Source organism: Streptomyces graminofaciens, from assembly GCF_030294945.1.
GTDB lineage: Bacteria > Actinomycetota > Actinomycetes > Streptomycetales > Streptomycetaceae > Streptomyces > Streptomyces graminofaciens.
In genome coordinates this window covers 7766875-7780080 of record NZ_AP018448.1, presented here as the reverse complement: position 1 = coordinate 7780080, position 13206 = coordinate 7766875, and the positions used below count along the sequence as shown (strand labels likewise).

The 13206-nt window shown below is 71.2% G+C and carries 14 protein-coding genes; 9 read left to right on the top strand and 5 right to left on the bottom strand.

Annotated features, from left to right (window positions below):
* Positions 1–139: 139 nt before the first annotated feature.
* Complete coding sequence (locus tag SGFS_RS34155) at positions 140–625, bottom strand: hypothetical protein (protein WP_286256014.1); 486 nt, start codon at positions 623–625, stop codon at positions 140–142.
* 568 nt (positions 626–1193) lie between these two features.
* On the opposite strand from SGFS_RS34155, the gene SGFS_RS34150 reads away from it, so the two are divergent.
* The 8 genes from SGFS_RS34150 (at position 1194) to SGFS_RS34115 (ending at position 6427) form a co-directional block, all read left to right on the top strand.
* Complete coding sequence (locus tag SGFS_RS34150) at positions 1194–1589, top strand: TOBE domain-containing protein (protein WP_286256013.1); 396 nt, start codon at positions 1194–1196, stop codon at positions 1587–1589.
* Positions 1590–1743: 154 nt separating this feature from the next.
* Entirely contained in the window at positions 1744–2562 is an 819-nt protein-coding gene (gene modA, locus SGFS_RS34145; RefSeq protein ID WP_286256012.1) for a molybdate ABC transporter substrate-binding protein, read from the top strand.
* A complete protein-coding gene (locus SGFS_RS34140) occupies positions 2559–3395 on the top strand; it encodes an ABC transporter permease (RefSeq protein WP_286256011.1) in 837 nt (278 codons plus the stop codon). The genes modA and SGFS_RS34140 overlap by 4 nt, the downstream gene beginning before the upstream one ends.
* Positions 3392–4459 carry an ABC transporter ATP-binding protein gene (locus SGFS_RS34135; RefSeq protein WP_286256010.1) on the top strand — a complete coding sequence of 356 codons (1068 nt, stop codon included), beginning with the start codon at positions 3392–3394 and terminating at the stop codon, positions 4457–4459. Before SGFS_RS34140 ends, SGFS_RS34135 begins: the two co-directional genes overlap by 4 nt.
* Before the next feature lie 175 nt (positions 4460–4634).
* Positions 4635–5396, top strand: coding sequence for a transglutaminase domain-containing protein (locus SGFS_RS34130; RefSeq protein ID WP_286256009.1), 762 nt, complete (start codon positions 4635–4637; stop codon positions 5394–5396).
* A complete protein-coding gene (locus tag SGFS_RS34125) occupies positions 5393–5692 on the top strand; it encodes a hypothetical protein (protein ID WP_286256006.1) in 300 nt (99 codons plus the stop codon). Before SGFS_RS34130 ends, SGFS_RS34125 begins: the two co-directional genes overlap by 4 nt.
* Before the next feature lie 148 nt (positions 5693–5840).
* Positions 5841–6230: a VOC family protein gene (locus SGFS_RS34120; protein WP_286256004.1), complete on the top strand. Its 390-nt coding sequence runs from the start codon at positions 5841–5843 to the stop codon at positions 6228–6230.
* Entirely contained in the window at positions 6230–6427 is a 198-nt protein-coding gene (locus tag SGFS_RS34115; RefSeq protein WP_286256002.1) for a hypothetical protein, read from the top strand. The genes SGFS_RS34120 and SGFS_RS34115 overlap by 1 nt, the downstream gene beginning before the upstream one ends.
* A 93-nt stretch (positions 6428–6520) precedes the next feature.
* Here the strand turns inward: SGFS_RS34115 and SGFS_RS34110 are convergent, their stop codons facing one another.
* The 3 genes from SGFS_RS34110 to SGFS_RS34100 form a co-directional block, all read right to left on the bottom strand.
* A complete protein-coding gene (locus SGFS_RS34110) occupies positions 6521–7813 on the bottom strand; it encodes a cation:dicarboxylate symporter family transporter (protein ID WP_286260211.1) in 1293 nt (430 codons plus the stop codon).
* Between the two features lie 321 nt (positions 7814–8134).
* Positions 8135–9601 carry a sensor histidine kinase gene (locus SGFS_RS34105; RefSeq protein WP_286260210.1) on the bottom strand — a complete coding sequence of 489 codons (1467 nt, stop codon included), beginning with the start codon at positions 9599–9601 and terminating at the stop codon, positions 8135–8137.
* A 77-nt stretch (positions 9602–9678) separates the two neighbouring features.
* Positions 9679–10506: a response regulator transcription factor gene (locus SGFS_RS34100; RefSeq protein ID WP_286255999.1), complete on the bottom strand. Its 828-nt coding sequence runs from the start codon at positions 10504–10506 to the stop codon at positions 9679–9681.
* A 213-nt stretch (positions 10507–10719) separates the two neighbouring features.
* On the opposite strand from SGFS_RS34100, the gene SGFS_RS34095 reads away from it, so the two are divergent.
* Complete coding sequence (locus tag SGFS_RS34095) at positions 10720–11955, top strand: glycosyltransferase family 4 protein (RefSeq protein WP_434028226.1); 1236 nt, start codon at positions 10720–10722, stop codon at positions 11953–11955.
* 81 nt (positions 11956–12036) lie between these two features.
* Here SGFS_RS34095 and SGFS_RS34090 read toward each other — a convergent pair whose 3' ends face one another.
* On the bottom strand, positions 12037–13110 hold the full coding sequence (locus SGFS_RS34090) for an LLM class flavin-dependent oxidoreductase (RefSeq protein ID WP_286260209.1): 1074 nt from the start codon (positions 13108–13110) through the stop codon (positions 12037–12039).
* Positions 13111–13206 lie beyond the last annotated feature (96 nt).

Here is a 13206-nt window from a genome sequence, read left to right as displayed (position 1 = left end):
GGCCGGGCCGAGTTCCGCCGCCGGCTTGTCGAGGGCCACGGCACTGGAGACTCCCGGACGTGGGCGCGGCGGCCCAGCGGGGCCTGCGGGATCACACCCTCCTCAGCGGTGTAACCGATTAAACCGGTTACACGTCGCGTCACGGGGCGTCCCCCGCCCCCGCCCTCGTCGAACCCTGGAAGCGGCGCACCGAGATGTCCTGGAACCCAGGGTCCAGGGTGCACCGCAGCCGTCGGCTCACGCCCTGTCTGGTGTCGGTGAGCTTCACCGTCCGCCCCCGGCCCTCCTGCACCATCCGGCAGTAGTCGCCCTCGTCGTGGAACCGCCAGCGGCAGCCCTCGGACGGGACCGCGCACAGCCAGCCGTCCGAGGAGTCCAGGTAGTGGCCGGCGTACCTGGCCGGGCGGGCGATCCTCAGTACGCCCGACCATGAACCGTCCTCGTGGTCACGGCCGTTCTCGATCAGGAACCGGGCCGGGTCGACGGTGCTCTCGTTCACCAGGTAGACGGTGTGGACCGCCATGTCGTAGGAATTCCAGCCGGTCCGGTACCGGAACCCGGTCCGGTCCTCAGCCAGTTCGAGGCCGACGTAGATCGAGAACTCGCCGGTCGGGAACGTCGCCATGACGTGCCTCCCCCCATCGGGTGCCGTCCTTGCCTCGACCCTGCCCGGCGCCTTCCGTGATCGACCCGCCGACGGAGAAAGACGACGGCGCGCGGCGCGACACGACCCGGCGCATGACGTCGTGCGCCCCGCGCGGGCTTCACCCACCGACACCACGTCGGCCGTTTCGGCCATGACGACCTCCTCCGTTCTCGGAGTCGCGGAGCGACACTCCGCATCACCGGTGAGGGGGGCGCCGGAAAGGACGGCAAAACACCGCGGCGGGCACTGGCTGGTTCGCCGTGCTGCCGGACTGCGACGCGGACCGTGGCGCACGCGTCCGGGCGGCCGTGGCCCGTCGGGCGGTTGGCGACCGCGACCCGGGCGCCGCCGCCGAACGCCGCGACGACTCCCTCTCACCGGAGCATGCTGCTGATGGTCGTGCAGGGGCCGACCGTCGTCATCGGTACGGCGCTCATGTGGGACCGCCGGTCCGAGTTCTCCCATGCCGGCAGGCCGGCCCCGGCCCAGGTCCGGACGCGGGGCGGCGCCGGGCGACAAGTCCTGCCGACCACATATCTTGGCGTCCATGCAGTCCTACACGATCGGTCAGGCCGCGCGGCTGCTCGGGGTCAGCCCCGACACCGCGCGGCGGTGGGCGGACGCGGGCCGGGTGGCGACCCGCCGCGACGAGAGCGGGCGTCGCCTCGTCGACGGCAAGGATCTGGCCGCGTTCTCCGTGGAGCTGGCGGCCGACGCCGCCGGCGAGGACGACGTGCCGTACACGTCGGCGCGCAACGCCTTCGCCGGCATCGTCACCGCCGTGAAGCTTGGCGACGTCGCGGCCCAGGTGGAGATCCAGGCGGGCCCGCACCGGCTGGTCTCCCTGCTCACCCGCGAGGCCGTGGAGGAGCTGGGCCTGGAGGTCGGGATGGAGGCCACCGCCCGGGTGAAGTCGACGAACGTGCACATCGACCGCACCTGAGCGACCTCTGTGCGTGAACGCACATGCCCACTCCACCCGGCTTATGACATGGCTCATGCGATCCAACAGAAGACTTACCCCTCGCATATGCGCCAAGATGGTCACCGCATGTGGTTGTCGCGTGTGCCGGACCAGAGGGAGTAGACAGACTGTGATGATCCGTTCCGCGCTTCGGGCCGCCGGCGTGGGCGCCGTCGTATTGCTGACCGTCAGCGCCTGCTCCTCCTCCGACGACGACGCCTCGCCCTCCTCCTCGGCCTCGGGTTCCGGTTCCGGTTCCGGCTCGGGCGACAAGCTCTCGGGGACGGTCACCGTGTTCGCCGCGGCCTCGCTGAAGGAGAGCTTCACGACGCTGGGCGGGCAGTTCGAGAAGGACCACCCCGGTACGAAGGTGACGTTCAGCTTCGGCGGTAGCGACTCGCTGGCGGCGAGCATCACCGGCGGCGCCCCGGCGGACGTGTTCGCCTCCGCCAGCCCCAAGACGATGGCGATCGTGACGGACGCGGGGGACGCCGTCGGCACGCCCGCCACCTTCGTCCGCAACCAGCTGGAGATCGCCACCCTGCCGGGCAACCCGGAGAAGATCTCCTCCCTCAAGGACCTGACCGGGTCCGGGCTGAAGGTCGTGCTGTGCGACAAGGAGGTGCCGTGCGGCGCCGCCGCGCAGAAGGCCCTGGACGCGAGCAAGCTCAAGCTCACCCCCGTCTCGTACGAGCAGGACGTCAAGGCCGCCCTGACGAAGGTGGAGCTGAAGGAGGCCGACGCGGCGGTCGTCTACAAGACCGATGTGAAGGCCGCGGGTGACAAGGTGGAGGGCGTGGAGTTCCCCGAGTCGGCCGACGCCGTCAACGACTACCCGATCGCCCTGCTCAAGGACGCGGAGAACACCGAGACCGCGAAGGCGTTCATCGAGCTGGTGCGGTCCGCCGAGGGCCAGCAGGTGTTGACCGAGGCCGGGTTCCTGAAGCCGTGACGGCCAAGGCACGAGCACGTGGGGCGCCCGCGCGCCGGACCGGAGCGCGCGGCCCCCGGGGCGTACCGCTGCCCCTTCTCGTGCCCGCGCTCCTCGGCCTCGTCTTCCTGGTGCTGCCGCTGGTCGCCCTGCTGGTCCGCACCCCCTGGCACAGCCTGCCGGACCAGCTGACCAGCCCCGAGGTGTGGCAGGCCCTCCAGCTGTCCCTGCTCTGCGCGACCGCGGCCACGGCGGTGAGCCTGGTGATCGGCGTGCCCCTGGCCTGGCTGCTGGCCCGCGTCGAGTTCCCGGGCCGCGGTCTCGTACGGGCCCTGGTCACGCTCCCCCTGGTCCTGCCCCCGGTGGTCGGCGGTGTGGCGCTGCTGATGGCGCTGGGCCGCAACGGGGTCGTGGGCCGGTGGCTGGACGACTGGTTCGGCCTGACCCTGCCGTTCACGACGGCGGGCGTGGTCGTGGCGGAGGCGTTCGTGGCCATGCCGTTCCTGGTCATCAGTGTGGAGGGCACGCTGCGGGCCGCCGACCCGCGCTACGAGGAGGCGGCCACGACGCTCGGCGCCTCCCGTTTCACGGCGTTCCGCCGGGTGACCCTGCCGCTGATCGCGCCGGGCATCGCGGCGGGCGCGGTCCTCGCCTGGGCCCGTGCGCTGGGCGAGTTCGGGGCGACGATCACCTTCGCGGGCAACTTCCCCGGCCGTACGCAGACGATGCCGCTGGCCGTCTACCTGGCCCTGCAGAGCGACCCGGAGGCGGCGATCGCGCTCAGCCTCGTCCTGCTGACGGTGTCGATCGCGGTGCTGGCGGGGTTGCGCGACCGCTGGATGACGGCGTCATGACGGACACCCGTGTGGGCGAGGCGCTGGAGGGTCTGGACGCCCGGCTGGTGGTCCGGCGCGGCGACTTCCACCTCGATGTGACGCTGACCGCCGCCCCCGGTGACGTGGTCGCGCTGCTCGGCCCGAACGGCGCGGGCAAGACCACGGCACTGCGCGCCCTGGCCGGCCTGACCCCGCTGACGGACGGTCATCTACGCCTGGACGGTGCGTCCTTGGAACGTACGGCACCGGAGCACCGCCCGGTCGGAGTCGTCTTCCAGGACTACCTCCTCTTCCCCCACCTCACGGCCCTCGACAACGTGGCGTTCGGACCCCGCTGCCAGGGCGCGTCCAAGGCGGAGGCGAGGGCACGGGCCGCCGAGTGGCTGGACCGGATGGGCCTCACGGACCACGCGGCCGCCCGGCCCCGCCGCCTCTCCGGCGGCCAGGCCCAGCGCGTCGCCCTGGCCCGCGCGCTGGCGACCCGCCCCCGACTGCTCCTCCTGGACGAGCCGCTGGCGGCCCTGGACGCCCGCACCCGCCTGGAGGTACGGGCCCAACTCCGGCGCCACCTCGCCGAGTTCGAAGCCGTGGCCGTACTGGTCACGCACGACCCGCTGGACGCGATGGTGCTGGCCGACCGGCTGGTGGTGGTCGAGCACGGGCAGGTGGTGCAGGAGGGCACCCCCGGCGACATCGCACGCCACCCGCGCACGGACTACATCGCGCACTTGGTGGGTTTGAACCTCTACCGGGGTACGGCGGAGGGCCACACGGTCCGGACCGCCGAGGGCCCCACGATCACCACCACCGAGGACCTCACGGGCCCGGTGTTCGTGGCCTTCCCCCCGAGCGCGGTCACCCTCCACCGCGACCGCCCCACCGGTTCCAGCGCCCGCAACCTCTGGCGGTGCGAGGTCTCCGGCCTGGAAACCCACGGCGACCAGATCCGCGCGGCCCTCACCGGCGAACTCCCCCTGGCCGCCGACCTGACGACGGTGGCGGCGGCGGAACTGGACCTGCGTCCGGGGGCGCCGGTGTGGGCGACGGTGAAGGCGGCTCAGACCCATGCGTATCCGGCGTGAGCGGAATCGCGTCCGCGAAAGAATCGAATGCCCCAACCTGTAACGCCCTGCGCGGCGACGGACACAGACAGGTCAGGGACGGGGCTGTCGGTGAAGACTCCCTGACAACGCCGTTGGGCGCCGTGTGATGATGGCCGGGCAGGGTCAAGGGGACACGGGGACACACGGGGGCGACATGACCAGTCGGCTGCTGATGGCCAACGGCGTGCAAAGCAGGCGGGACGGTGTGCGCAGACGCGACGCCGCGGACGTGCACGGGTCCACCCGTGCCACCGCGATCCTCGATCACGGGCACCCCCTCGTCTCCGCCATCGCCGCCCGCGTACAGAACGAGGCCACCCCCCGGGAGGCCCTCCGCGCCGCGCACGCCGTCATCGCGCGTGAGGTGCGGCCCGTGTACTCCGTCGAGGATCTGCGGCGCGTCTCGCGGACCCTGCGGCTCGGGCGCGGTTCGTGCAGTCAGCGGATGGCGGCCCTGGAGGCGGTCGCGCGGGCCGTCGGCGTACGGACCCGGGTGCGGGGGCTGATCGTCGACGGGACGTTCTGGTATCCGCGCTTCCCCCGGCTGAAGCCGTTCGTGCCGGAGCAGGTGCTGCTCGCGTGGCCGGAGTTCAGGCTCGACCGGGCGTGGGTGCCGGTCGGGGAGCTGTTCGGCGACACGTACGCCGGCGGCGACGGCCAGTTCGCCAACCGCGGCGGCGAGACCCTCTTCGACGCCGTCGCCCGTACCGGGATCAGTTGGAGCACGGACGCGAGCTGCGGCACCGTCTCCTGCGATCTCTCCGCCCGGCTCCGCACCGACCTCGGCCACTTCGACGACCGCGACGAACTGTTCGCCCGGCACGGCCAGACCCTCTGCTGGACGGCCCGTACGCTCGGCGAGCCGGTCCTCGGGCGGTGGAGCGCCGGGGCGACGCGGGCCACCGCCGCCGCATGACAGGAGGCCCGGCCGAGAGCCTTTGGCCGGACGAGGACGAGTACGTCTCGTACCTCCGTAGCGAGCGGCGCAACTTCGCCTGGGTCATGCGGCGGTACGGCGGCATGAGCCTGCCGGAGTCCTGGGCGGCGGCTCTGGACGCCTATCCCTACGAGCCGGCCGACAAGCCGTACCGCGGACTCGAGTTCCACGATCTCGCGTGGCACTGGGCGATGCTCACCCTGCACGGGACCTTCTACACGAGGGACCACCCCGAGCTGGCCGGACCGCCGGACGAGTACTGGGACCTGCGCTGAGCGTCCCCGGAAGCCGTACGGACCCTCAGTCGACGAAGTCACCGACCACGTCGGGCAGGCCGACGCAGGCCGACGCAGGCGTGCACGAGACCCGCGGACCACGTCCTGCACCCCGTTCCCCACAGCCGTAGCATCGAGATGTGAGGTGATGAAGATGCTCGTAGACGCACCTGTGTACGCGGCGATCCCCGCGGCCGATCTCGATCGGGCCAAGCGTTTCTATCGGGACACCCTCGGTCTTGCCGCGTCGGTGGAGGATGAGGGTGGAGTCCGTTTCGACAGCGGGGGCACGCATTTCTTCGTGTACCCGTCGGCCGAGAGTGCCGGTCGGGCCGCTCATACCCTGGAAAGCTGGATCGTCGACGATCTCGACGCGGAGATGAAAGAACTCCGCGCCCGTGGAATCGCTTTCGAGGAATACGACCTGCCAGGCATCAAGACGGTCGACGGCGTCGCCGAGATGGGCGATGTGCGCGGCGCGTGGTTCAAGGACAGCGAGGGGAACATCCTGGGCGTCACCGAAATGCGCGCCCAGTAGTGATTCATCGCGTCAGCACGAAGGCCGCCAGTCATCGCGTCAGCACGAAGGCCGCCAGTCACCGCGTCAGCACGAAGGCCACCGGTCACCGCGTCAGCACGAAGGCCGCCGGTCACCGCGTCAGCACGAAGGCCGCCATCAGCATGACCACCACGGTCGCCGCGCAGAACGCGAGATGGGAGCGCGGCCAGTCGTAGCTCTCCCGGGTCTCGCCGGCGTTGATCTCGGCCGCCCACCCAGACGTGAGCCGAGCCGGGAGCCCGTTCCGCTCCCGGCACAGGACACCTGTCTCAGCCGACCGGAGCGACCGGGGCGTCTTCCTCGGGTACGAACTCGGTCTCGCCGTCGAGGGCCTTCTTCGCCTTGTCGACGTCGAGCGCGCCCTCCCACTTCGACACCGCGAACGCCGCCACACAGTTGCCCAGCAGATTGGTCGCCACGCGCATCGAGTCCATGATGCGGTCGACGCCGAGGAGCAGGGCGACCGCGCCGGCGGGGATGACCCCGAGCGCGGAGGCCGTCGCCGACAGGGCGAGGAACGCCGAACCCGGCACCCCCGCCATGCCCTTGCTGGTGAGCATCAGCATCAGTACGACCGTGACCTGCTGGCCGAGGCTGAGGTCGACCCCCACCGCCTGGGCGACGAACAGCGTGGCGATGGAGAGGTAGATCGAGGCCCCGTCGAGGTTGAAGGAGTACCCGGTGGGCACGACGAGCCCCACGGCGTCGTCACGGCAGCCCGCGTGGCGCAGCTTCTGCATCATGCGCGGCATCACGGTCTCGCTGGACGCGGTGCCCAGCGCGAGCAGCATCTCCTCGCGGGTGTACCGGACGAACTTCCACAGGCTCAGCCCGGTCATCAGCTTCAGCACCACGCCCAGCAGCAGCAGGAACAGCGCGGCCACCGCGTAGCAGACGGCGATCAGCTTGCCGTACGTCGACATCACGCCCAGCCCGTACTGGCCGACCAGGTGGGCGGTGGCGCCGAAGACCGCCAGCGGGGCGAGTCTCATGACGAACCCGACGATCGCGAAGACGACCTCCTGCACCTGCTCCACGGCGGGGAGGACGGCCGGCACCTTGGTGTGGCCGAGGTGGAGCAGGGCCGCGCCCACCAGGCAGGCCAGGACGAGGACCTGGAGGAGCGCGTTCTCGGCGAACGCCCCCACCGCGCTCTCGGGCAGCGCGTGCAGCAGGAACTCACTGGTCGACGGCAGCGACCCGCCGCCGGTCCTGGTGTCGACCGCGCCCGCGTCCAGCGTGGCGGGGTCGACGTCCATGCCCGCGCCGGGCTGTACGAGGTTGCCCGCGACCAGGCCGATGAGCAGGGCGAACGTGGTCGCCACCTCGAACCAGATCAGCGCCTTGAGGCCGATGCGGCCGAACGCCCGCAGATTCCCGGCCTTGGCTATGCCGGTGACCACCACGCAGAACACCAGCGGCGCGATGACCGCCTTGATGAGCCGTACGAAGCCGTCGCCCAGCGGCTGGACGGCCGTCCCCACGTCGGGCCACAGCCGGCCCACGACGACTCCGAGCACCAGGGCGCCGGCAACCTGGACGAACAACGAGGTACGCAGCAGACGTGCGAGGCGTGACACAGGCAACCTCCGAGCTTCTCTTTCACCATACGGAAAGCAGCTTCCGAAATACGCCCGTAACTATGAATCAAGTCACGACTTCGCAGAAGCCCGCAGACGACCGTGCTCGAAATATTGGATGTTCATCCAAGTCGGGCGCCCTCAGACCCACGCCGGACGCCGGAAGGTATACAAAGGCTCCCGAGGCGCTCCGCCGCCCGTCGCCGAGGCGCTCCACCGCCCCTCACCGAGGCCGCGCCGCCACCCCCGGCTCACCGGCCGCACCACTGCCCCCGGCTCACCGAGGCGCACCGCCGCCCGGGCTCACCGAGGCGCGCCGCTGCCCCCGACACCCCGCACCGTGAACCCGATCACCGACCCGCCGCCCTCCCGCCGGAAGGCGAACGGCGCCCCACCGTGCGCCGCGGCCACCGCCCGCACGATCGACAGCCCGAGCCCGGACCCGGGCAGGCTGCGCGCGTCCGGCGCCCGGTAGAACCGGTCGAAGATGCGGGCCAGATCACCGTCGGCGACCCCGGGTCCCCGGTCCAGGACCTCGACCCGGACCAGCCGCGGCCCCGCTCCCGGCCCCGGCTGCTCGGCGTCTCCGGGCCCACCCGGCCCACCCCGGGCGACCACGACCTCGATCGGCCCCGTCCCCCCGCGATCGAACTTCGTCGCGTTCTCCACCAGGTTGGACACCGCCCGCTGCAGCGCCCCGACACGCCCCTCCACGGTCGTGTCGTCGTCCGCCCGGAGCACGATCTCCCGGCCGGTGCGCCGCCGCGCGGTCGCCGCCACATCCTCCGCGAGGTCCGCGAGCTGCACCCGCTGCACGGGCTCGGTGCTGGACTGACCGGCCGCGAGGTCCACCAGCTCATTGACCAGATCGGTCAGTTCGCGCGCCTCCAGGGCGAGGTCGTCGACCAGCTCCTCCCGCATCCGCGGGGGCAGCTCGTCGATCCGCCGCAGCATCGAGATGTTCGTACGCAACGACGTCAGCGGCGTCCGCAGCTCGTGCCCGGCGTCCTGCACCAGCCGCCGCTGGTCCTCCTCCGACTGGGCCAGCCGCACCAGCATCCGGTCGAACGACCGCCCCAGACGCCCCACTTCGTCACGACCGGCCACCGGCACCTGAATGCCCAGATGCCCGGTCCGGGCCACATCCTCCGCAGCGCCCGCCAGCTGCACGAGCCGTCGCGTCTGGCGCCAGGCCAGCCACCAGCCGAACAGCCCCGCCGAGAGCACCACACCCGACACCAGCAACAGCGTCCGCTGCTGCAACTCGCTCAGCAGATCCTCCGTGTCGCTGAACTCCTGGGCCACCTGTACGGCCCCGCGCCCACCGCCCAGCGCCACGGTCGCCACCCGGTAGCGCCCACCGCCGACCTCGACCTCGCCGTGCTCGACCACGACCCCGGGCACGTCCGCGTTGGCCGTACGCCGGTCGCTGTCGCGGACCGGCAGCCCGGGGCTGCCCTTGTCGACGACCTCGCCGCGCGGCCCCAGCACCTGGACGTCCGTACGGCCGGAGCGGATCAGATCGTCGCGCGGGCCCCCGCTGCCGGAGGGCGCGAAATCCTGGGGCGTCAGCTCGTCCAGCTCCACCAGCTCACGCAGATCCCGTACGACCTCGGCGAACACCGTCTGCTGGTCCACCCGCACCAGCCGTGCGGCCGCGCTGTAGCTGAGGATCCCCACGAGCACGGTGACGACACAGGCCACCGCCACGAACGACACCGTGAACGTCGCCCGCAGCGACGACACCCGACGCGGCCGGATCCGCCACAGAAACCCACGGACGGCGGCCGCGACAGCGGCTCGGAAACCGGTGCGAAGAGCGGGACGGGACGACAACCGGGCGCCCCTCAGTCTTCCCGCAGCGCGTACCCCACGCCCCGCACGGTGTGGATCAGCGCGGGCGCCCCCGGCTCGTCGAGCTTGCGCCGCAGATAACCGACGTACACGGCCAGGTTCTTGGAGCCGGGCCCGAAGTCGTAACCCCAGATACGGTCGTAGATCGTGCCGTGGTCGAGCACGATGCCCACGTTACGGACCAGCAGTTCCAGCAGGTCGAACTCGGTCCGCGTCAGCTCCAGCTCCCGCGCCCCACGCCACGCCCGCCGCGCCTGTACGTCCATGCGCAGCCCGGCGGCCATGAGCACGCCACCCTCCGGGGACAGCGACGACGGCGACGAGGCTGCGGAGGAAGCCACGGCCCCCGTCGCCGACGCCGGCGACGAGGTCACCGGCTCCCCGTCCGAGCCGTTCGACCCACCCGACCCGCTCGACCCGCCCGACCCGCCCGATCCACCCGCCGGATCCGCCCCGCCCGTCCGCCGCAACAGCGCCCGCAGCCGCGCGAAGACCTCCTCCACGTCGAACGGCTTGACGACATAGTCGTCCGCCCCGGCGTCCAGACCGGCGATCCGGTCGGCGGTCTCCACCAGCGCGGTGAGCATCAGGATCGGCGTACGGTCGCCCTCCGCGCGCAGCACACGGCAGACCTGGAGGCCGTCGATGCCCGGCATCATCACGTCCAGGACCAGCACATCGGGCCGACGGCGATGCGCCTGCGCCAGCGCCTCGACGCCGTCGGCGACCGCCGTGACCTCGTAGCCCTCCAGGGTCAGCGCGCGTTCCAGGGCATGGCGAATGGCCCGGTCGTCCTCGGCGAGCAGCACGTTCTGTGGCACTCCCCCAGTCTGCCAAGCCCCCGCGCCACACCACGTCGTCGGCGTGCGCCGGGGCCCGCTTCTTACCCCCCTCTCACGTCGGGCGCGGAAGTGACCTGCGAGACAGATGCAGTAAAAGGGTCACAAACGGGCTCACACACGCCTTGATCCCTCCGTAAGCCGGGAAGGTAGCGCATGCACACCAAGTGGCACACCGAGTGGCAGACCAAGCGCCTGAAGATCGTTTTCCTGCTGCACAACGCGTATGCCATCGGCGGCACCGTCCGTACGACGCTGAACCTCGCATCGGCGCTGGCGGACCACCACGACGTGGAGATCGCCTCGATGTCCCGCCACCGGGACGAACCACGCTTCACCGTGGACCCGAGAGTCACCCTCGTCCCCCTCGTGGACACCCGCCCGACCAGCGAAGATTCCCGGGACCCGGCCTACACCGCACCCGCCGTCGACTTTCCGACCGCAGACAGACGCCACCACCAGTACAGCCGCCTCACCGACCTCCGGGTCCGCGCCTATCTGGCCGGCTGCGGGGCGGACGTCGTCATCGGCACCCGCCCCGGCGTCAACGTCTACGTCGCCCGCCTCGCCCCCCGCCGCGCCCTGCGCATCGGCCAGGAACACCTGCGCCACGACGCCCACAACAAGGCCCTGCGCAAGGTCCTCGCCCGCCACTACCGCGCCCTGGACGCCGTCGTCACGACCACGGCGGCGGACGCGGAGGTGTACCGCGCACGGATGAAACTGCCGGGCGTACGGGTGATGTCGATCCCCAACATCGTTCCCGACACCGGCGTCACCCCGTCGGACGGCACGGCCCCGGTGATCGCGGCCGCCGGCCGCCTGGCCCCCGGCAAACGCTTCGACCTCCTCCTGGAGGCGTTCGCCCGGATCGCGGCCAAGGAACCGGACTGGCGGCTGCGCGTCTACGGCGGCGGCAAGGAGAAGGACCGCCTCCAGTCCCTCATCGACGACCTGGGCCTCACCGACCAGGCGCGCCTGATGGGCCCCCGCACCCCGATCGAGAGGGAGTTCGCGCGGGCCTCGATCGTGGTCAGCGCCTCGGACGCCGAGTCCTTCGGCATGACCCTGGTGGAGGCGATGCGCTGCGGCGTGCCGGTCGTCAGCACCGACTGCCCCCTGGGCCCCGCCGAGATCATCACCGACGGCCTGAACGGTCGCCTGGTCCCGACGGACGACCCCCACGCCCTGGCGGAGGCCATCCACGACCTGATCATCGACGACGCCCTACGCCGCGAAATGGGCCGAGCGGCCCTGGAGAGCGCGCACAGGTACGACCCGGCCCCGATCATCGCGAGATACGAGTCCCTGATCACCGATCTGCGCTCGACCCGGCTGAGCCGCACCTGGACCAAGGAGTACGCAAGGGCGAGAGGATGGCTGGCCGGCAGGGCGCGCCCCTTCAGGGGCAGGGGCGCGAGGCCGTACTGAAACTGCGGCTCCGCCGCGTGGGCGCGGGCCACCACGACGGACCCGCAGCCTGAGCACAACCCGCACAGGCGACGGCGGGACTCAGCCCGCCGCAGCCACCAGGGACCCATGCGTGGGGGCATCCGGCACATCCGCCGGCCGGCCCACCGCGAACTCCTTCCGCAACACCGGCACAACCTCCTCGCCGAGCAGATCGATCTGCTCCAACACGGTCTTCAGCGGCAGCCCCGCATGGTCGATCAGGAACAACTGCCGCTGATAGTCCCCGGCGTACTCACGGAAGGACAGCGTCTTCTCGATCACCTGCTGCGGCGAGCCGACCGTCAGCGGTGTCTGGTCCATGAAGTCCTCCAGCGAGGGCCCGTTGCCGTACACGGGCGCGACGTCGAAGTACGGCCGGAACTCCCGCACCGCGTCCTGCGAGTTCTTCCGCATGAAGACGTGCCCGCCGAGCCCCACGATCGCCTGCTCGGGCGTGCCGTGCCCGTAGTGCGCGTACCGGGTCCGGTACAGCTCGACCATCTGCTTGGTGTGGTCGGCCGGCCAGAAGATGTTGTTGTGGAAGAAGCCGTCGCCGTAGTACGCGGCCTGCTCGGCGATCTCGGGCGAGCGGATGGAGCCGTGCCAGACGAACGGCGGTACGCCGTCCAGCGGGCGGGGCGTGGCGGTGAACCCCTGCAGGGCCGTACGGAACTTGCCCTGCCAGTCGACGACGTCCTCGCGCCACAGACGGCGGAGGAGAGCGTAGTTCTCGACGGCGAGGTTGATGCCCTGCCGGATGTCCTGGCCGAACCACGGATACACCGGGCCCGTGTTGCCGCGCCCCATCATCAGGTCCACCCGGCCGTCGGCCAGGTGCTGGAGCATCGCGAAGTCCTCGGCGATCTTCACCGGGTCGTTGGTGGTGATGAGGGTGGTCGCGGTGGAGAGAATCAGGTTCTCCGTGCGGGCGGCGATCCAGCCCAGCATCGTCGTCGGCGAGGACGGCACGAACGGCGGGTTGTGGTGCTCACCGGTCGCGAAGACGTCGAGCCCGACCTCCTCGGCCTTCAGCGCGATCGCCGTCATGGCCTTGATGCGCTCACGCTCGGTCGGCGTCCGCCCGGTGGTCGGGTCCGGCGTCACATCGCCGACGGTGAAGATCCCGAACTGCATCATCGCTGCCACCCTCCAATTTGTTTACGATTCAACTATACCCGCAAACGAGAGCCCCTCCGCCACTATTCCTCCGGCCGTCTCCGGGCACTGTCA